This window comes from Chelativorans xinjiangensis, from assembly GCF_009812055.1.
Lineage (GTDB): Bacteria > Pseudomonadota > Alphaproteobacteria > Rhizobiales > Rhizobiaceae > Chelativorans > Chelativorans xinjiangense.
The window spans coordinates 61,001-80,329 of record NZ_WQNH01000039.1 but is presented as its reverse complement, the minus strand read 5'-3'; the positions used below and the strand labels follow the sequence as shown (position 1 = coordinate 80,329).

The window sequence follows — 19,329 nt, the reverse complement described above, 5'->3', positions numbered from 1 at the left end:
GTAACCGGCCGAATAGGACCGCCTTATGAGAGGTGGTGTGAACCGGTAAGTTCAGGTCGTTAACGACGTCGTTATTGACGTCGTTAAGGAGGTGAGCGATGCGGCAAGAGGTTTTGATCGGCGTGGAGCGGCGGCGGCGCTGGCCGACCGAGCAGAAGCTTCAGATTCTGTCAGAAGTCGGGGTGGACGGTGCAACGGTTGCGGACGTTGCGCGCCGGCACGACATCACCCGCCAGCAAATCTATCAGTGGCGCCGGGACTTGCGGCGGCGCAGGACGGGTGCAGAGGAAGCGCCATATTTCCTGCCTGTCGAACTTCATGGTGGCGAAGTCCGGGCATTGGGCAGCTCGGGCGATCGGCGGCTGGAGATCGGGCTTCGCAACGGCCGCACTGTGCGCGTGGCGGGTGATATCCCCGACGCTTTGCTGGCACGCGTCATCCGGATTGCGGAGGGGGCATGATCGGGCTGGGGACTGGGGTTCGTGTCTACCTCGCCTGTGGGCAGACCGATATGCGCAAGGGGATAGGTGGGCTTGCTGCGCTGACCCAGGAGGTTCTGCGGCACAACCCGGCGTCGGGGGCGGTGTTTGCGTTTCGCGGGCGCAGAGGTGACCGGATCAAGCTTTTGACCTGGGATGGGCAGGGCTTTTGCCTCTATTACAAGGTCCTCGAGAAGGGCCGTTTTCCGTGGCCATCGCCGGCAGATGGCACGGCGCGGCTGACGGCGGCGCAAATGGCCATGCTATGGGAAGGCATCGATTGGCGACGGCCGGCATGGAGCGCGCCGCCGGCTCGGGTGGTCTAATTATCTCATTGATTCCAATGGATAATGCTGTGCATTGCGGGCACTTTCTGCTAGCCTTTCTGCATGGCAGCCGGCCTCGAATCACTTCCTGATGACCCCTCTGCGCTGAAGGCGATCATCGTCGCCCAGCACGAAGAGATAGCCCGGCTTGCCGCCGCCGAGCGCGCCTATGAGGCGCTCATCCAAGCCCTGAAGATCCGCATTGCACGGTTGAAGAGGCAGAAGTTCGGGTCGATCTCGGAGAAGATCGAGCGCGAGATCGAGCAGCTGGAACTTGCGCTCGAAGACCTGGAGATTGCCATGGCTGCGGCCGATACCGCGCCGGAGCCCGAAGACAACGAGACTGAAGAGGTGCCGTCCCGGTCGCGCCGGCGTCGCGGCAAGCCGCGGGTGTCGGAGACAACGCCGCGCGAGCGTATCGTCCTTGATCCGGGCGACACGTGTTTCGAGTGCGGCGGACCGCTGCGCCTGGTCGGCGAGGACGTCACCGAGATCCTCGACTTCATCGCCGCAAAACTGAAGGTGGTGGAGACGGCGCGCCTGAAGAAGTCCTGTCGCCATTGTGAGACGATGGTGCAGCCGGCCGCGCCGGCGCGGCCGATCCCGCGCGGCATGGCCGGACCCGGCCTGCTTGCGCACATCCTGGTCTCGAAGTTCGACGATCATCTGCCCTTGTACCGGCAGAGTGAGATCTTTGCCCGCCATGGTGCCGACATCCCGCGCTCGACGCTGATCGACTGGTGCGGCCAGGCCGTCGCCGTGTTGCGCCCGCTAAGCGCGCTGATCAAGGCCGAGGTGATGGGCTCGAACCGCCTGCACGGCGACGACACGCCCATCAAGGTCCTCGATCCCAAACAGCGCCTCAAGGGCAAGGCGCGCGGCGTCAAGGAAGGCCGGATCTGGGTCTATGTGCGCGATGATCGTCCCTGGGGCGGCGATGATCCGCCGGCTGCCGCTTACTGGTTCTCGCCGGACCGGAAGGGCGAGCACCCGCAGGGCCACCTCGCCGACTTCAAGGGCATTCTACAGGCCGATGCCTATGCCGGCTTCAAGGAACTCTACAAACCGGACGCGACAGGAGCCGTGCGTGTGCGCGAGGCAGCCTGTTGGGCGCACCTTCGCAGGGATTTCCACGACGTGTGGAAGGCGACCAATTCGCCGGTCGCCAAGGAAGCGCTCGATCGGATCGGCGCCCTCTATGACATCGAGCGGCGGATCACCGGGACGTCGGCGGTGCAGCGGCTTGCCGTTCGTCAGAACGAAAGCCGGATGCGCGCCGAGGCCTTCCGCGCCTGGTGCGAGGCGGAGCTCCTTCGCATCCCCGGCAAAGGAGACCTTGCCAAGGCGATGCGCTACGCGCTCAACCGCTGGCATGCCTTTACCTTGTTCCTCGATGACGGCCGTGTTGCCATCGACAACAATGTTGCCGAGCGCGCCATTCGCCCCGTTTGCATCGGAAGAAAGAACTTTCTCTTCGCCGGTTCCGATGCCGGGGGCGAGATCATCGCCGACGCAATGACCATCATCGAGACGGCGAAGCTGTCCGGCCTCAACCCGCAGGACTATCTTGCCGATGTGCTCGCCCGCATCAACGACCACATCGTCAGCCGGCTCGATGAACTGCTTCCCTGGAACTGGAAGGCGCGGGCCGTCCCTCAGGATCAGGCGGCCTGACGATGGCTGCCGTCGCTCATGTCTTCACGCTCGCCTATGTCGCCGAGCTCCTGGGCGAAGACTGGCTGCACGAGATCAGCATCGAAATGGAACCCGAAGACGGCTTCATGGGCGTCCACGGCGTCGGCGACGAACACACGCCGCCTTCACAGACTTCGGAATAGAGAACCTGCGCCAGCTCGTCGAAATCCACAAACAGGATGCGGCGCGTGACGCCCAGACCGCGACCGCTAAACCCAAGCCTGGGTCCTGATCGGCCGGTTACTCTCGTCGAAATCCACAAACAGGATGCGGCGCGTGACGCCCAGACCGCGACCGCTAAACCCAAGCCTGGGTCCTGATCGGCCGGTTACGGTTCACACCGGAGCGTTCGGCAAGGGCCGCCTGGGTGAGGCCCCTCAAGTCGCGGAACACGCGCAGCGGGCTTTCGCCGTCCACCATGCGGCGTACATATTCGGCGGGAATGGCTTCGCCGGGGTCGGCCATCGCCCGGTCGTAGGCCTCGATGTCGGCCAGGTCCTCGGCGGCCTCGCGCAGCCTCGTATATTCCTCGCAGGTGATCGTGACCGTACCGGCCATCTTCGCCTCCATCAGTGAGCGCCGCCACGCAGCCCGATGCGCAGAACGCGTCGAGCGTACGGCACCGGATCACCCCCTCTCTTGCAAATTCTAAGGCTTGGCTCCGCCAAACCCAAGAATTTGCTTTCTCCCCCACCAAGGGGGAGATAGGCACGTTGCATATTCGCCTCCGTCAACTTCCAGCGTCAGCGATTGGCGGAAACGGCGATGCCGGCGTTATCTCCCCCTTGGTGGGGGAGAAAGCGATTTCTTGGGTTTAGCGAAGCTAAGTCTTAGAAATCGCAAGAGAGGGGGCAACGGCGCCGACACCTACTCCCCATTCACCAACCCCAGCACCAACTGGTGCACATTCCCGCCCTCACTCAGCTCCACCCGGTCGAACTCCCGGCTCCGCCGCTTCAGCTCCTCGGCGAGCGGCGGCAACCGTCGCTGCAGTTCGGCGCGGGTCTTGGTGCAGTCGGGGTCGTCGGCAACGGTCAGCCCCACCGACAGGGCCTCGATCTTCTTCGTGATGTCGAGGATGATCTCGCCGTGCACCCGCTCGTGCTTCTCCACCCCGTCGATGAACCGCTCCCACAGCCGGCGTGTGGCGGCCGGCAGGTCGCCGGCGGGCTTCGGCAGGCGGTAGGTGATGACGAGATTGGGCCTGGCGGCGGCGAGCACGCAGCCGCCGCCCTGCGGCCGGTAATCGCGCCGCCAGGTGAGCTTGTAGTCCGTGTAGGCGATGGCCCGGCCGATACCGGCCTTCGGCCCGTTTTCGCCGATCGAGCGGTAGAGCGCGATGCCCGTCTTGCCGGAGATCGCATAGGTCTCCACCCGCTCGACCGCCCGCCACCCGGCCTGCCCCGCCGTCGGCACGGGCAGGAGCAAGGCCGCCGCCAGCGCCATCCGCAATCCCGCCTTCAATCGCCCCTCCTCCTCGTCCGGTGCCGCGTCCGAACTGAAAAGGCCAAAGCGCCGGCGGGTCAAGTGCGAATGGATGCGGGTGCCGCGCGGGGCCTCCCGGCTCCGGGCAAGGCTGTCATGGATGGAGTCTTTGGTTCGGCTTCGCCGGCCCCCCACCCCTCCCCTCAAGGGGGAGGGGGACGAAGACGTGCTCGGCCTGCCTCCCTCCCCCCTTTCGGCAAGCTCAGGATGGGGAGGGATTGAGGGTGGGGATCAAACTGCACAAAAACCACATGCGAAAGCCCCCGGCTCCCGCGAGGGAGGCCGGGAGAGGCGCAAGGCGTCAGCCGTCCACGGTCGCCTCGGCGGCTTCCGGTTCGGCCGCCGACGGGATCTGATCCATCGCCACCAGCCGCTCGGCGCAAAGGTCGGCCGCGCCGGAGACCTGTTCCTTCAAGAGATCGAGCGTTGCCCAGCCGCCCTCGTCGATGAGGTCGTCGCGCTGCCAGGAGCTTGCATCCTTCAGCGCCTGCAGGTTCTGCCGCGCATCGGGAGCGGCGACGAACCGGCTGACGCAAATGGAGGCCACAAGCGCTTCGCGCGCCTCCTGCCTGGCGCCGGCCGCCATCGATTCGGCCGTGCCGCCGGTCACCCATCCTCCCGCGGTGAACCCGACGATCATGGTCAGCACGATCGAGCCCGCGCACGACCAGAGCCACATGGCCTTCGACGGACGGTATTCCTCCCAGCGTTGAAACAGGCTTCTGGATTCTGCCATTGTTCTTCCTTTCGCTTGTCACGCTATTTAACTCTTCGTAACAATTCGAGACTATAGCATCGCCCCCGCCCTGTGAACCGCCGCCGCCCGCTTTTCCGGTTTCGGCCACGCCGGCTGCTCCCCTATCCTTCCGGGATGGCGCGTTTGGAGGAACCGTGCAGCCCTTCCGGTTCAAGGCGTGACGGATAATCCAGCGCCCCTTCGCGCCCCCCTCTGTCCTGCCGGACATCTCCCCCACATGGGGGGGAGATTGGCTGTCACAGCGGTTTTCGCCAGCCATCAGCGCTGCAGAACAGGCGCCGGAGCAAGCGGCCAGCGCAATCTCCCCCCTCGTGGGGGAGATGTCCGGCAGGACAGAGGGGGGCGCGAAGGGCGCCTACCGGCGATGCCTCCCCTGCGCGGGGATAAAATGTGGCGACAAAGAACCTTTCTTCCCCGCCAACCCATTGTTTTCACTCGCTTCCGAATAATTTCTCCAACTTTTTTCGCGGGAAATTACACCCCCTGCCCAGCCCGCCCTTACAATCCTCCCCATCGCCCTCACGGGAACCTTGGTCCGGACCGGGGACACGGGGAGGGCGGCGGCAGCCTCCCCCTCCAGGAACGGTACCTGGAGGTCGAATGTCGGGACAGCGGCCGGCGGGGCGCGTTTTTCGCGCCTTAAAAATAAATAGAGTGGCACGGACAACGCGCCCCGCTTCCCACCTTACTCAGTGGCCAGACGCGAAAGCGGGCGTGGCAACGATGGAACGCGCGCCTACCCGCCCCTTGCCGCAAGCGGGATACAGAAGGGCCGCCCCGTCTCCTCGTCTAAGAGCACGCGGCAGTGGATGCCGAACACCTCGGCGATGCTTTGCGCATGGAAGATGCGGGCGACCGGGCCGGCGGCGGCCACGCGGCCCTCCTTCAGGAAGACGATGTCGTCGGCAAAACGCGCAGCAAGGTTCAAATCATGCAGCACCACCACCACCGTCTTGCCCTCCTCGTGGCTCAAGCGCCGCACCAGCGACAGCGTGTCGAGCGCGTGGGCGATGTCGAGGTGGTTTGTCGGCTCGTCGAGCAGGATCACCGGGGCCGCCTGGGCGATCACCATGGCAATCCACACGCGCTGCATCTGCCCGCCCGACAGCGTGCCGATGGGGCGGTGGGCAAGGTCGGGAAGGTCGGTGGCGGCAAGGGCGGCCGCAACCGCCTCGCGGTCGGCGGTCCCCTTTCGTGCAAGCCCGCGGCGGTGGGCATAGCGGCCGAGGTTGACGAGGTCGGCGACGGTCATCTCGTCCGGCGCGCTCGGGCTCTGGCTCAGCATGGCGATCTCGCGCGCCAGCGCCTTCGGCGCCCAGCCGGAGAGCGGCTTTCCGTCGAGGAACACGCCGCCCTCGCGCAGCGGCAGCATGGCGCGCATGGCCTTGAGCACGGTCGACTTGCCGCAGCCGTTCGGCCCGCAGAGCGCGGTCACCCGGCCGCGGGCGACGGAAAGATCGAGATCGGAAAAGACCAGCCGCTCGTCATAGCCGGCGGCGGCGGCGCTGAGCTTAAGGGCCTCCTCGTTGCTGCGTGACCGGTCATGCATGGGCGCGGCCCGTCCTGAAAAGGATGAAGAGGAAATAGGGAGCGCCGATGAGCGCGGTCGCCGCCCCCGTCGGCACCTCGAGCGGCGCGAAGGCGAGCCGCACGAGGATATCGGCCATGACCACCATCGCCGCGCCGACGAGCGCGCTGGCGGCGATCGCCGGCAGGGCGCGGGCGCCGACGAGAAGGCGCGCGGCATGGGGCGCCACCAGGCCGACGAAGCCGATGGCGCCGACGAAGGAGACGGCAGAGGCCGTCAGCACCACGGCAAGCGCCATCAAAAGCGCCTGCGTGCGCCTGACGGGCAGGCCCGAGGCTTCGGCGCTGTGGTCGTCGAGGAGGAGCTGGTCCATGTGGGCCGTGAGAACGAGGAGCACCGGCAGGACCAGCGCCATCAGGCTTGCCAGCACCGCGACATCGCTCCACCGCGCCTCGTGGACGGAGCCGGCAAGCCAGATGGAGGCCTGGCTCGCCCGGTAGACCGGGCCGGCGATCATCAGAAGCGTCACGCCCGCCTTGGCAAGCGCGCCCAGCGCGAAGCCGTGCAGTACCAGGCCCACCGGGCCGCCGCCGGCGCCGCGCGCCAGGACGGCCACCAGCACGGCGAAGACCGCCGCCCCGCAGCTTGCTGCCACCGGCTGCCAGTAGATGCCGACGGTGAGCGCATTGGCGGCGTCGCTGAAAAGGAAGAGAAAGCCCACCGCGCCGAGCGCCGCGCCGTCGGAGATGCCGAGAACGGCGGGCGCGGCAAGCGGGTTGCGCGTGGCGCGCTGGAGGAGGAGGCCGGCGAGCGCCAGCGCCATGCCGGCAAGGGCGGAAAGCAAAACGCGCGGGGCCCTCAGCCCCCAGACGATCAGCCGGTCCGTCTCCGCCCCCTGCCCCACGAGCGCCGGCAAAAGCCGGTCGAGCGGCATCGAGGAGCTGCCGAGGGCAACGCCGGTCACCGCCGCCGCGCCGAGGAAGAGGAGAAGTGCCGCGAGCCTGCCCGCCCGGCCATGGGCCGGCGCGCGCGGTATCTCCATTGCCGCCACCGCCGTCATGCCGCCGCAAGCCGCGGCCGGCGGCGCAGGAGCGCCAGAAGCACGGGCACGCCGATGATGGCAAGCACGGAGCCGACCGGAGCCTCTGTCGGATAGACGACAAAGCGCGAAAGAATATCCGCCAAAAGCGCCAGAGCGGCGCCCGCGAGCATCGAAACCGGGATCAGCGCCACATGCCCGCGCGCGCCCATGCGCCGTGCCACATGCGGCGCGGCGAGGCCGACAAAGGCCACCGGCCCGGCAATGGCGACGCAGACGCCGGCAAGAAGCGCTGCGCCTGCAACCGCCGTGCTGCGCGCCGCCGCCACCGGCAGGCCCAGCGCCGCCGCAGTGGCGTCGTCGGCCGTCAAAACGTCGAGGGACCGTGCAAAGAAGAGGCTGAGGAGGGCGATCGCGGAGATGACGGCGGCGGCCGGCACGACCGTCCACAATTGCCCATAGGTGAAGGAGCCGGAAAGCCAGAACAGAAGCTCCTCCATCGAGCGCTCCTGCGAGACAAGCACAATCTGCGTCCCCGACATCAAAAGCGCGGCGATGACGAAGCCCGCCAGGAGGAGATGCAGCGGCGCGGCCCCGCCGCCGAGGCGCGCAACGCCGTAGACGGTTGCGGCAGCAAGCATGGCGCCGCCGCAGGCGGCAAGCATGACCGGCAGCATGAGCTGCTCGCCGGTGAACGTGACCAGAAGAACGGCGGCGAACGCCCCGCCCGCGTTCACCCCCATCAGCCCCGGCTCGGCCAGCGCGTTGCGCGTCACCGTCTGCATCAAGAGCCCCGACAGCGCCAACCCCGCCCCCACGGCGACGGCGATCAGCGTGCGCGGCAGGCGCAGCGTGGTGACGATCAGCGCCGCCTGGTCCGTTCCGCCCTGCGTCAACGCACGCCACACCTCGCCCGGCTGCGTGAAGCGAACGCCGAGGTGCAGGCTGGCAAGGGCCAGAAGCGGCAGCGCGAGAAGGAGCGCGAGGGTCGAGCGTGTCATGGGTGGTCGTTTTCATAAGATGATTTGCAAAGTCAACTTCTAACTTGACTCCGCCAGTCAGTATTTGCATCACCGGCCGACCGTTCTCGAAGGGGAAGAAGCGATGTACAAGCTCATGAAACCGGTGCTGGCGGCGGTGGCCCTCCTTTACACCGCAGCCGCCGCGCAAGCCGCCGATATCACCCACGCGATGGGAACGACGAAGGTGCCGGACGAACCGAAGCGCATCGTCGTTTTGACCAACGAGGGGACCGAGGCGCTTCTTTCGCTCGGCATCCAGCCGGTAGGGGCGGCGAACTCGTGGACGGGCGACCCATGGTATCCGCACATCAAGGAACTGATGGGAGAGGCTGCGCCGGTGGGCAAGGAAAGCGCGGTCAACCTGGAACTCGTGGCGGCGCTTCAGCCCGACCTCATCCTCGGCAACAAGATGCGCCACGAGGCGATCTACCCGCATCTTTCCGCCATTGCGCCAACCGTCTTCTCGGAGCGGCTGCGCGGCGACTGGCGCGAGAACTTCGTGCTTTACGCGGAGGCAGTCGGCAAGGCGGAGGAAGGCGCGCGGCAGCTCGAGGCCTTCGACGCCCATGTGGCCGAACTGCGCGAGAATCTGGGCGACAAGACGCAAGAGCGCATCAGCATCGTGCGCATGATGGCGGGCCAGATCCGCATCTACCAGAAGGACAGCTTTTCAGGCTTCATCCTCGATCAGATCGGCTTCCGCCGGCCGTCCAACCAGGACGTCGACGAATTCGCGCTCCGCGTCGGCAAGGAGAGCATCCCCGACATGGAGGGCGACCGGCTGTTCCATTTTACCTATGAGACGGGTGATGGCGAAGGCGAGAAGGCGACGCGGGAGGTTCTGGGCGATCCGCTCTGGCAGAGCCTGGATGTGGTGAAGGCCGGCAAGGTGCACGCCGTTGACGACGTGATCTGGAATACCGCCGGTGGGATCGTCGCTGCCCACCTCATGCTCGACGACATCGCCCGCATTTACGGTGTGGCGGATTGAGGCTTTTCTTCCCTCCCCACGAATGGGGAGGGAAGAAGGCGGCGCCGCCATCCCCCCGCCAAGGTGTTGTCAGAACTTGCCGACAACGTTCAGGAACGGCCCACGGTCGTCCAAGGTGAGGTCGCGCAGGTCGTCGGAGAAGCGGCCAAAATTGTAGCCGGCGCCGACCTTGAAGTTGTTGCCGACATGCCGGTAAAGGGCGGCAAGCAGGCCGTAGTCGACGGTATTGACATCGGGCGTGAAGAAGGCACGGCCTTCCAGGAGTGCATCCCATTCCTTCACGATGTGAAGATCGGTACGCAATATGCCCAGATGTGCAATCGAATCCTGCCAGTCGTCGTCGAGCGTCTTGGAATCGCTGTTGCGATAGCGGATCTGGCCGAAGCGGGCGCCGTACTTGCCGCCGATCGATAGCCAGGGCAGAACGTCGTAAGTCACATCCGCCGAGACGATGTGACTGCGTTGCAGCGGCCCGTTGGTGGCACTGCCGGACAGCAACGACGATATCTGGTCGTTGCCCGGCAGATCGTAAAGGAAGGTGTAGCGGACCAACGCGTTGAGGCGGTCGTCGAGAGCCGGCCTGTAGGCATAACCGAGCGAGGCCTCCACGTAGTCACCGTCGTAGAAGACGCCGGCATCCGAGTCGGAGACCACCGCATCGACACTGGCAAGCAACCGGCCGCTCTCGTGATGGCTCCAGGTGCCGCCGCTCGACAACAGGTAGGTGTTGCGGTCGCGCGTTTTGTCGTCGGAGCGCTCGAAGCGCGCTTCGCCACGGATGCGGCCCTTCAAGCCCAACTCCTCGTCGTTGTACCCGGCGGCGAGCGAGACGGCATAGCGGTCGAAATCGGAGCGCTCCTTCGCCGTCTTGGGGTCGATGCGGTCGTCCATCACACGGCCCACCTCGACGCCGCCGTCCACGGTCCACATGGCGTCGGGCGTGTAGACCACACCATAGGTCTGCGCCAGCGAACGGCGACGACCGAACAGGTCGTAGTTGTTCTCCGCATAAGCGGAGGTGACGTCGTCAATGCGCTTGCGCACGCCGCCGACGATGGAGCCGCGATCCACGCCATCGAGCACGTCGCTGCGGGTGAGATCGAAGGAGCGGTCCGGATCGAGGCGGTAGCCGATGTAGTAGTGGTCCTCGACCGTCGGACTGTAGGTAAGGTTGGCAAGGCCGCCGAAGCCGCGGTTGCCGTGGGAGACCTCGCCTTCGACGCCGATCTTCTCGGTCAATCTGACCTGGGCGCCGAGGCCGTAACGGTCATTCTTGTAGATATCGCCGTCACGCTCCATCGTCGATTGGGCGAAACCGTAATAAAGGTAGTCGGCGTTCTGGCGGTAATCGACGCGGATGCCGGCGTCCATGCGCTTGCCGTCATACCCCCTCTTTCCCGACATGGCGGCCTGCGGCGAATAAAGCTTGGTATAGGAAACGCCGAAGGACGCCTTCCAGTAGTTGTCGAACTGCCAGCTTATGGTGATGTCGCTGTCGCGCTTGTTTTGACCGCCATCGTCCCTCAGTTCGTCGTAGGAAGCACCGATATCGACGTCTCCCGTGATCGGCAGGGAGACGTGCCCGCCCCAGGTACGGCGGTCATGCGTGATCTGCTCGGTGATGGTGGAGAAGTTGGCATCCTTGGACTCGTAGTAAGCGCCAACCTTGCCGCCAACGCCGTAGCGGTTGAAGTCGGCAAGATCGGCTTGGCCTTCCACCATCCAGGCCTTGGCCGAACGGCCGCCGGAAGCTGATCTATCGTCGATGGTCAGACCACCGTCGGTCGAATAGGTGGAACCGAAGCCAGGGCCCTTCGACTGTGCGATCTCGGCTTCCAGATAGGTGGTGTCGGAGCGGCGCAGCAGGAAATCGGCGCCGATGGCCTGCTGGTCGGCTTCGCCGGTCTTCTCGTTCATGCCGGTGACGCCGATGCGCAGCCGGTCGCCCAGCCAGCGCTGGACGCGACCGCCGTAGACATAGCCGTCCAGATCGCCGGCTTTCGGCTCGTATTCGTATTGAACGATGAGATACTGATTGCTCTCGCCGAGTGCGCCGTCGCGCACCGGGCCCAGGCCCAGCGCGCTCGATGACAGGGGGCGTTTCAGGATGATGACGCCCTGCAGATAGTCGAAGGTGTAGTCCTCGCCTTCCTTCAGAAAGCGCCGCTCTACGAGGCGGCCCGTCACCCCGTCACGCGTCTCCACCGAAATCGTCTCGGAGCCGATGGTGATGTCCTGGCGCTTGAGGAAATAGGCGGAGCCTCCGGTGCCCAGGAACTCGTCACGCTGGGGCAGCGTGTCCGGCAGGGCGGCATAAAGGTCCGCCCTGCCCTTGCGCTCGCCGAACGAGGTCGTGCCCTGCGAGCGGTAAACGGCGTTGGCGCCGTAGAGCCCGCGGTCGGAGGAGAGGAACCGCGAGCCCTCGATGCGGGTCTTGTAATTGCCCCACATGATGTGATTGTCGCCACGCTCCAGGCGCACATAGAACTTGCCCTGCGTAGGCGCATCCTCGACCGAGGTCGAATCGTCGCCGTAGACCGGGTAGTACTTGTCCGGATCGATGCGGCGCAAAAGCTCCTGCGCGTCCTTGGCGCCCATGTGGTTGAACAGGCTCTTGATATTGTTTTCGCCGGTGTCGGCGGCGGCAGTCAGAAGAAATTTTCCTTTGATCTTGCCCTTCAGGTAGAAGGCCAGCCGACCCTTCTTGTAGTACTTGTCGTACTCGTCGGTGCGCACGTCCTCGATGCCGGGATCGCCGGTCCGCTTGCCGACGGTGAAATCGGCCAGAGCCACGTAGAACCACTCGTTGTCGGGGATGTTGACATCCCGGCTGAAATAGAGGCCGCCGGCCTTCATCGGGCCGTCGACGGCGATGTCCACCACATGGTCGCCCGGCGGCAGGATGCGCTGGGTGACGAAGGCGCCCTTGGGATCGATCGGGATGGGCTCGTTGAACACGTGGATGCCGTAGCCCTCCGGCACGTTGCGACCGTAGACGGTGACGGCGCCGCCGTGAATGGGAATGTTGCGGAAGGCGGTGCGATCCTCCGCCAGGCCCGGCGCCACCGCGTCGCCGGAATCCCGCTGCAGGTCGCTGTCGGTGCGGGCGATCATCAGCGGCACCGTCTCGTCGAACCGCCCCTCCTCGTCATAGACGCGCAGCACGTAGCTGTATTCGCCGGCGCCGCCGGTCGGCATGACCCAATCGGCCAGGCTGTTTGGCTGCGTGGGGATGATGTCGATCGGCTTCTTCGAGGGGTTGGGTCCCTGGCGGAAGATGCGGATTTCCGCCCGGCCGATGAAGGCCGGGTAGTTGGTGGTGGAAACGAAGGTGATGGCCTCACCGGCCTTGAATGTGTGGCTGACGGGCACCGTCGACACGTTCAGGAGCGGCTTCTGGTCGAGCCCGTCGAACTTGAGCTGGATATCCACCGCGCTCAGATCGACATCCGTCTTGCGCTGCCGTTCGACGGGCCGGGCCATGGGATCGACGCCGAAGGCACCCCCGTCCTGGATCGCTCCGGACTCGTCGACGACCTGACCATCAACACTGATCTTGAAGGGGATACCTATCTGATCGGCTAGGGACTCCTGCTCGAGATTTGGCGTGATGGGCAGGCGTCCGACGGCGCTGCGGTCGAGCATCTTGCCGCGCATGATCGAGGGGCAATCCTCTTCGACGCACTCGGCCTCCATGCCCTCGGTGGCCGCCGCGGCATTCTCGTCGTCCACCAACCAGTCGGCGGCGAAACTTGGCTGACTCACCAACATGACGGCGACAATCGCACTCGTCGCTCGGAGAAATTGATCGCGTGCATAAGTCATGATGTGGTACCCGCTGTTCTTGCTCGTGTTGATGGTCGGTCTCATTCCGGTGTCTCTAATGCTGGTTTCAGGTTCGATCCGGCAGCAGCGGCCGCTTTTTATGTTGCGGCCAATGGGCGGCCGACGGCAGCAACTAGCGAACCTGAGCGCCAACCCTCTCTTGTGCCGGTTCTTGATCCTTGGCTGTGGCGGCTCGGTTTACACATGTGGTGTGGCAGCACCGCTCTACGTATAGAAAGGCGGGATATGATTCGGTCAGTTGCTATCGGGTAGGGATACGGTAAACGCCACTTGCCCTTCTCGGGCGCGCGCTTGCGGCTGGCAGTGATGTCGACACAGGCCGGCGGCGCGTTTAACTCACCCTTATGTTTACCATCTATCCACCGTAAGCACCTCCTGCACCCCGGCTGGCCACCACACGCGTGCGCCCGGAGGAGGGAGCGTGGCGCGAGGCCCCCGGGCGGGCTATAAGGGCAGCGGCATCGCCCTTACGCGTTGCCCGAAGCGGAGACGATCCGGGAGGTTGGATGTTCGGAAAGATCCTCATCGCCAATCGCGGCGAAATCGCCGTGCGTGTGATGGAGACGGCGCGTCGTCTGGGCATACCCACGGTGGCTGTCTATTCGGATGCGGACGCCGGGGCGCTGCACGTCGCCATGGCCGACGAGGCCGTTGCGATCGGCCCGGCTCCAGCGGCGGAGAGCTATCTCGACGGTGCGCGTATTATCGCGGCGGCCAAGGCGCGCGGAGCCGAGGCGATCCATCCGGGCTACGGTTTCCTGTCGGAGAACCCGGATTTCGCGGAGGCCGTGGAGGCGGCGGGGCTCGTCTTCATCGGGCCGTCTGCCAAGGCCATCCGCGCCATGGGGCTGAAGGACGCGGCCAAGCGGCTGATGGAGAAGGCCGGCGTGCCGGTGGTGCCCGGTTATCACGGCGAGGCGCAGGAACTCGTGGTTCTGGCCGGCAAGGCGCGCGAGATCGGCTATCCCGTGCTCATCAAGGCGCGCGCCGGCGGCGGCGGCAAGGGCATGCGGCGCGTCGACGAGCCGGAGAAGTTCGCCGAGGCGCTGGCCGCGGCCAAACGAGAGGCGAAGGCCGCCTTCGGCGACGGGCGCGTGCTTGTGGAAAAGCTGATCGAGAAGCCGCGCCACATCGAGGTACAGGTATTCGGCGACCGGCACGGCAATGTCGTGCATCTTTACGAGCGCGACTGCTCGGCCCAGCGCCGCCACCAGAAGGTGATCGAGGAGGCGCCCGCGCCGGGCATGACCAATGCCATGCGCTTGGCGGTGACGGACGCGGCGGTGAAGGCGGCGCGGGCGATCGGCTACAGCGGGGCCGGCACGGTCGAGTTCATCGTCGATGCATCGAAAGGGCTCAGGCCCGACCGCTTCTGGTTCATGGAGATGAACACGCGGCTGCAGGTCGAGCATCCGGTGACGGAGATGACGACGGGCATCGACCTGGTGGAGTGGCAGTTGCGCGTGGCGGCCGGAGAGGCCCTGCCCCGCGCGCAAGCCGCGATCGCCCTTGCCGGCCATGCCGTCGAGGCCCGGATCTACGCCGAGGATGCCCAGCGCGGCTTCCTGCCGGCCACCGGCACGCTGCATCATCTGCGCTTTCCGGCACGTGTCGCGGGGGCGAGCCTGCGCGTCGACACGGGCGTGCGCGAGGGCGATGCCATCTCCCCTCATTACGACCCGATGATCGCCAAGCTGGTGGTGCATGCGGGCGACCGCGCAAGCGCGCTTTCCGCGCTCGCCGCGGCGCTGGAGGAGACGGAGATCGCCGGCTCAACCGTGAACACGGCCTTCCTGGCGCGGCTGGCGCGCGATGAGGCGTTTGCATCCGGCGATGTCGACACGGGGCTCATCGAGCGGCGGCAGGAAGCGCTGACACGCACCGCGGAGCCGGACACCAGGGCCATCGCCGAGGCGGCGCTTGCAGCCTCCGGCGCTGTCCACCGGCCCGAGGCGCCCGAGCCCTTCGAGGCGATCCAGGCCTACGGCCACTTCCACCCGCCGGTGCATCCCAGCACGATCCATCATGGCGAACGCGCGGTGACCTATGCCATCTCCGGGCTCGGCGACGGGCGCTTCGCCGTGCAGCTCAAAGGGCCGGACGGGGCGGAGGAAACGGTGGTGCTCATGGCGGGCGCAAGCCGGCGGCTCGCTTCATGGCCGGGCCATGTGACGCTCTTCGACGGCGCCGACAGCCATACATTCCGCCTGCACGACCCGCTGGCGCTTGCCGAGGAGGCGGCCGTCGGGGGCGACAGCCTGCGCGCGCCGATGCCGGGGCTCGTCAAACTGGTGCGGGCGGCGGCGAAGAAGCCGGTGAAAAAGGGCCAGCCGCTGCTTGTCCTCGAGGCCATGAAGATGGAGCATACCATCGCCGCCCCCCATGACGGCGTCATCGCCGAAATCGCCGCCGAGGGCACGCAGGTGAACGATGGGGCGGTGCTGGTGCGGTTTGAGGAGTGAGTAGTGAATAGTGAATAGTGAATAGTGAGTAGTGAGTAGTGAGTAGTGAAGGGTCCACGGGTCGCGCCGCTACTCGCTATTCTCTATTCACTATTCACTTCCCCTCACCTCACTGCATCGTCATCCATTCGCGCGCCTCGCGCAGGGCTCGGGCGATGTCGGCTTTCGACATGTTGGCCGCCAGCTCCGAGCGCATCTCGGCGGCGCGCTCCGATCCCTTGATGGCGGCGATGTTGAGCCATTTGTGTGCGGCCACAAGGTCCATGTCGCAGTCGCGACCGGTCGCATACATCATGCCGAGCTGGAGCAGAACGTCCGGCTGGGCGCTGCCGCCCGCAGTGGCTGATCCTGTTCCCTGAAAATCGTAACGTGCCATTTCACAAATCCCCGTTTTACACCCTGAGAGCCGCCCGCCTTCTCTTTTCCGAGGCGGTGCTGCGATAAGTCCCGAGGATGGCGGCGAGGATTGAAATCGCCGTTAAACAGCTTGATTAATTTGCAGAAAACAAAGTTCAAACATTCGGTAAAGGGCTGGATTCCGTTAAGGATAGGAATGCCTGAGGCGCAAGACTTTCGGCCGCGCGGCCGCGAAAAAATGTAACCGACGCGACAACCCTTTCCTAACCATCCGAGAAGGCGTGCTGGAAAAACATCGCCGTCTCCGCTTCCCCATGAGACCCGTGGAAGCGTGTTTTCGGCATCTTCCGCAGACGCGCGGAATGCATTACGCTTACGTTCGCGTAACTGGCGGAACCAGAGGTCCGCCAGCGTCAGGGAGGAAAAGACATGGTACGCAGGATGTTCTTTGCGGGGGCGGCAATTCTTGCCGCGGTGGGGCCGGCGTTGGCCGATCCGATCGAGGGGAGATGGAAGACCGGCTCGGGCAACACGGCGGAGATTTCCGCCTGTGGCGGCGCCTTCTGCATCACGCTGAAGACCGGTCCGCACGCCGGCAAGCAGATCGGCCGCTTCGAACCGCAGGGCGAGGGCAACTATGCGGGCACGGTGACGGATCCGAACAAGGACAAGACCTATAAGGGCAAAGGGAGCCTGGAGGGCAATGTCTTCACCATGGGCGGCTGCGTGCTCGGCGGCCTTATCTGCCGCAACGAATCCTGGTCGCGGATGTAGGGTTGAGGGGGATCACCCCCTCCCCGCCCCGCAGGCCCTCAAGAACCGCCGCACCGTCTCGGCCATGCCGAACTCCAGCGCGTCGGCAGTCAGGCTGTGCCCGATGGAGACTTCCGCCAGCGCCGGGATGCGATCGGCGAGCGCGGGCAGGTTGGCGACGGTAAGATCGTGCCCTGCATTGACGCCGAGGCCGAGCGCGGCCGCCACGTCTGCCGTTTTCCCAAGCTTTTCCAGTTCCTTGGCGGCCTTCTTCGGATCATCGTATGTGGCGCCGTAAGGGCCTGTGTAAAGCTCGATGCGGTTGGCCCCCGTTGCCTTGGCGGCTACAAGCGCCGCCTCGTCGGCATCAGGATCGCTGAAGAGCGAGACGCGCATGCCGCGCTGCTTGAGCCGGCCGACCATCGGTCTCAGGAGATCGACATTCCGCTTGAAGTTCCATCCGTGATCGGAAGTGGCCTGCTCGGGATCGTCGGGCACCAGTGTCACTTGGTCCGGTTCAGTTTCCAGAACCAGTTCCAGAAATTCCTCCGTGGGATAGCCTTCGATGTTGAACTCCCGATCGGGAAACTCGTCGTCGATGAGAGCCCGGATTTCCGGCACGTCGGAAAAGCGGATGTGGCGCTGGTCGGGCCGCGGGTGCACGGTCAGCCCGTGGGCGCCGGCGGCAAGCGCGATGCGGCCAAGTCCTGTCACGCTCGGCCACGGCAGATCGCGCCGGTTGCGCAGCATGGCGATCGCGTTAAGATTGACGGAGAGCTTGGCCGGCATGGCGAATCCCGTTGCATGGAGAGCTTTTCTCTCCACCCCTATACCGGCTTTCGGCGGAACTGACAGGGCCAATTGCGGTTGTCGGGAGGGACAGGCGAACGACCCGCGGGCGCCGATGAGCGCTCGTCCAGGAGACGATGCGATGCTGATCAACGAGACGCCGCCCCATGTGCGCCGCATCGATACCGACCGCGAGGACGCTTATGCCTTCGAGATCACCGGCCATATCACAGCCGCCGACGTGGAGAACATGTACGGCCTGTTGGAAGGCGCCTATGAACTGCACGAGCGGATCGACCTGATCGTCACCATCCGCGATTACGAGGGCTTCGACTGGAGCGCGGCCTGGAAGGATCGGGGCATGTTCGGCAAGACCCGCGCGTTCGAGCACATCCGCAAGTGCGCCGTGGTCGGCGGGCCGGGCTGGGTCGGCACCGCGGTCGCGCTCTTCCGCCCGCTCTTCTCCGTGGAGATGAAGCACTTCGAGGCCACGGAGATGGATGCGGCGTGGGCGTGGATCGACGCCAACCCGCTTCCCGGCCCGGCTTGAGCCCTACCGCATCGGCCCGAAAACCGGAATCGGTTTTCGGAAAGCACGATGCGTAGATTCAAAGGACGCTTTAGCGCACCACCGTCAGCCGCTCCGCGGCGCGCGTGATCGCCGTGTAGAGCCAGCGCTGGCGGGTGTCGCGGAAGGCGAAGCTCTCATCGAACAGCACGACATCGTCCCATTGGGAGCCCTGCGCCTTGTGCACCGTGAGCGCGTAGCCGAAGTCGAAATCGTCGTAGCGCTTCTTCGTTTGCCAGGGGATTTCGGATTCCGGGTCCTCGAACGCCCCTTTCAGGAGCTTGATCTTGGCCACGCCGCGGTCCGGATCATCCTCCTCGGGCGAGACCAGCAGATTGATGCCCGGCTTCACCGTCTCGCGCGAGGCCGTCATGACTTTCCACAGCGAGCCGTTCAAAAGCCCCTTGTTGGGGTCGTTCCTCAGGCACACCAGCTTGTCGCCCGCCTGCGGGAGGAGCCCCTCGAAACCCTTCAGCTCGCGCAGTCGCTGGTTGTAGCGCCGCCGCGTGCGGTTGATGCCGACGAGCACCTGGTCGGCGGAAAGCACCAGGTCGCTGTTCACGTCGGCTTTCGAGATCACCTTCGCGGTGCCGTAGTCGCCATACATGAACTCCCGGCCCTCGCGCACGTCGAGCGCCAGGCGGATGATGGGGTTGTCGCGCGCCTGGCGGTGGATCTCGGTCAGGAGATAGTCCGGCTCGTGCTCGGTGAAGAAGCCGCCGCCTGAGATGGGCGGAAGCTGGCCGGGGTCACCCAGAACCAGGATGGGCGTGCCGAAGGACATGAGATCGCGGCCCAGTTCCTCGTCCACCATGGAGCATTCGTCGATGACGACGAGCTTGGCGCGCGAGACCGGGCTTTGCCGGTTGAGCGAGAAGGTGGGCGACATGGAGGTCTTGCCCGTCGCCTCATCTTCCACCTGCTCCTCGCCGCGCGGGCGATAGATGAGCGAATGGATGGTGCGCGCGTTCACGGCACCCTTGGAACGCAGCACCTGGGCCGCCTTGCCGGTGAAGGCGGCAAACTGCACGCCGCCGTCCACATGCTCTGCGAAATAGCGCGCCAGCGTGGTCTTGCCCGTGCCGGCATAGCCGAACAGCCGGAAGAGCTGCGACTGCCCATCCTTCAGCCAGCGCGATACGGCCTTCAGCGCCTCGTCCTGTTGCGGCGAAAACTCCATAGGCCCAGAAACCAGATTCTGGCCAGCCTGAACAGGGCCGCCTGCGCAGTTC

At 65.4% G+C, this 19,329-nt stretch carries 18 protein-coding genes; 8 read left to right on the top strand and 10 right to left on the bottom strand.

What is annotated here, in order from left to right:
* Nucleotides 1–98 precede the first annotated feature (98 nt).
* The 4 genes from tnpA (at nt 99) to GM910_RS27410 (ending at nt 2,643) form a co-directional block, all read left to right on the top strand.
* Complete coding sequence (gene tnpA, locus GM910_RS20105) at nt 99–461, top strand: IS66-like element accessory protein TnpA (protein WP_159590511.1); 363 nt, start codon at nt 99–101, stop codon at nt 459–461.
* Complete coding sequence (gene tnpB / locus GM910_RS20100; RefSeq protein ID WP_159590509.1) at nt 458–805, top strand: IS66 family insertion sequence element accessory protein TnpB; 348 nt, start codon at nt 458–460, stop codon at nt 803–805. Before tnpA ends, tnpB begins: the two co-directional genes overlap by 4 nt.
* Nucleotides 806–868: 63 nt before the next feature.
* Nucleotides 869–2,479 (top strand): IS66 family transposase, encoded by a 1,611-nt coding sequence (gene tnpC / locus GM910_RS20095; RefSeq protein ID WP_159590507.1) that lies wholly within the window; start codon nt 869–871, stop codon nt 2,477–2,479.
* Nucleotides 2,480–2,481: 2 nt separating this feature from the next.
* Entirely contained in the window at nt 2,482–2,643 is a 162-nt protein-coding gene (locus GM910_RS27410) for a hypothetical protein (RefSeq protein WP_246226236.1), read from the top strand.
* 154 nt (nt 2,644–2,797) lie between these two features.
* Here the strand turns inward: GM910_RS27410 and GM910_RS20085 are convergent, their stop codons facing one another.
* The 6 genes from GM910_RS20085 to GM910_RS20060 form a co-directional block, all read right to left on the bottom strand.
* Nucleotides 2,798–3,058 (bottom strand): helix-turn-helix domain-containing protein, encoded by a 261-nt coding sequence (locus GM910_RS20085; protein WP_159590505.1) that lies wholly within the window; start codon nt 3,056–3,058, stop codon nt 2,798–2,800.
* A gap of 309 nt (nt 3,059–3,367) precedes the next feature.
* Nucleotides 3,368–3,946 (bottom strand): DUF922 domain-containing Zn-dependent protease, encoded by a 579-nt coding sequence (locus tag GM910_RS20080; RefSeq protein ID WP_159590531.1) that lies wholly within the window; start codon nt 3,944–3,946, stop codon nt 3,368–3,370.
* A gap of 340 nt (nt 3,947–4,286) precedes the next feature.
* Entirely contained in the window at nt 4,287–4,721 is a 435-nt protein-coding gene (locus GM910_RS20075; RefSeq protein WP_159590503.1) for a hypothetical protein, read from the bottom strand.
* A 757-nt stretch (nt 4,722–5,478) separates the two neighbouring features.
* A complete protein-coding gene (locus GM910_RS20070) occupies nt 5,479–6,291 on the bottom strand; it encodes an ABC transporter ATP-binding protein (protein WP_159590501.1) in 813 nt (270 codons plus the stop codon).
* Nucleotides 6,284–7,312 carry a FecCD family ABC transporter permease gene (locus GM910_RS20065; RefSeq protein WP_159590499.1) on the bottom strand — a complete coding sequence of 343 codons (1,029 nt, stop codon included), beginning with the start codon at nt 7,310–7,312 and terminating at the stop codon, nt 6,284–6,286. Before GM910_RS20065 ends, GM910_RS20070 begins: the two co-directional genes overlap by 8 nt.
* A gap of 14 nt (nt 7,313–7,326) precedes the next feature.
* Nucleotides 7,327–8,310 (bottom strand): FecCD family ABC transporter permease, encoded by a 984-nt coding sequence (locus GM910_RS20060; RefSeq protein ID WP_159590497.1) that lies wholly within the window; start codon nt 8,308–8,310, stop codon nt 7,327–7,329.
* Nucleotides 8,311–8,413: 103 nt separating this feature from the next.
* On the opposite strand from GM910_RS20060, the gene GM910_RS20055 reads away from it, so the two are divergent.
* Nucleotides 8,414–9,322, top strand: coding sequence for an ABC transporter substrate-binding protein (locus GM910_RS20055; protein ID WP_159590495.1), 909 nt, complete (start codon nt 8,414–8,416; stop codon nt 9,320–9,322).
* 69 nt (nt 9,323–9,391) lie between these two features.
* Here the strand turns inward: GM910_RS20055 and GM910_RS20050 are convergent, their stop codons facing one another.
* Nucleotides 9,392–13,192, bottom strand: coding sequence for a porin family protein (locus tag GM910_RS20050; RefSeq protein WP_246226235.1), 3,801 nt, complete (start codon nt 13,190–13,192; stop codon nt 9,392–9,394).
* A 482-nt stretch (nt 13,193–13,674) separates the two neighbouring features.
* Between GM910_RS20050 and GM910_RS20045 the strand changes: the two genes are divergently transcribed.
* Nucleotides 13,675–15,630 carry an acetyl/propionyl/methylcrotonyl-CoA carboxylase subunit alpha gene (locus GM910_RS20045; RefSeq protein ID WP_159590493.1) on the top strand — a complete coding sequence of 652 codons (1,956 nt, stop codon included), beginning with the start codon at nt 13,675–13,677 and terminating at the stop codon, nt 15,628–15,630.
* Between the two features lie 109 nt (nt 15,631–15,739).
* On the opposite strand, the gene GM910_RS20040 is transcribed toward GM910_RS20045, so the two are convergent.
* Nucleotides 15,740–16,006: a sel1 repeat family protein gene (locus GM910_RS20040; RefSeq protein ID WP_159590491.1), complete on the bottom strand. Its 267-nt coding sequence runs from the start codon at nt 16,004–16,006 to the stop codon at nt 15,740–15,742.
* A 410-nt stretch (nt 16,007–16,416) separates the two neighbouring features.
* On the opposite strand from GM910_RS20040, the gene GM910_RS20035 reads away from it, so the two are divergent.
* The gene (locus GM910_RS20035) at nt 16,417–16,761 is read left to right on the top strand and encodes a DUF2147 domain-containing protein (RefSeq protein WP_159590489.1); all 345 of its coding nucleotides are present in this window, start codon (nt 16,417–16,419) and stop codon (nt 16,759–16,761) included.
* A 12-nt stretch (nt 16,762–16,773) separates the two neighbouring features.
* On the opposite strand, the gene GM910_RS20030 is transcribed toward GM910_RS20035, so the two are convergent.
* Nucleotides 16,774–17,529 carry a pyridoxine 5'-phosphate synthase gene (locus GM910_RS20030; protein ID WP_159590487.1) on the bottom strand — a complete coding sequence of 252 codons (756 nt, stop codon included), beginning with the start codon at nt 17,527–17,529 and terminating at the stop codon, nt 16,774–16,776.
* Between the two features lie 142 nt (nt 17,530–17,671).
* On the opposite strand from GM910_RS20030, the gene GM910_RS20025 reads away from it, so the two are divergent.
* Nucleotides 17,672–18,079 carry a SpoIIAA family protein gene (locus GM910_RS20025; protein ID WP_159590485.1) on the top strand — a complete coding sequence of 136 codons (408 nt, stop codon included), beginning with the start codon at nt 17,672–17,674 and terminating at the stop codon, nt 18,077–18,079.
* Nucleotides 18,080–18,149: 70 nt separating this feature from the next.
* Here GM910_RS20025 and GM910_RS20020 read toward each other — a convergent pair whose 3' ends face one another.
* Complete coding sequence (locus GM910_RS20020; RefSeq protein ID WP_159590483.1) at nt 18,150–19,277, bottom strand: ATP-dependent DNA helicase; 1,128 nt, start codon at nt 19,275–19,277, stop codon at nt 18,150–18,152.
* Nucleotides 19,278–19,329 lie beyond the last annotated feature (52 nt).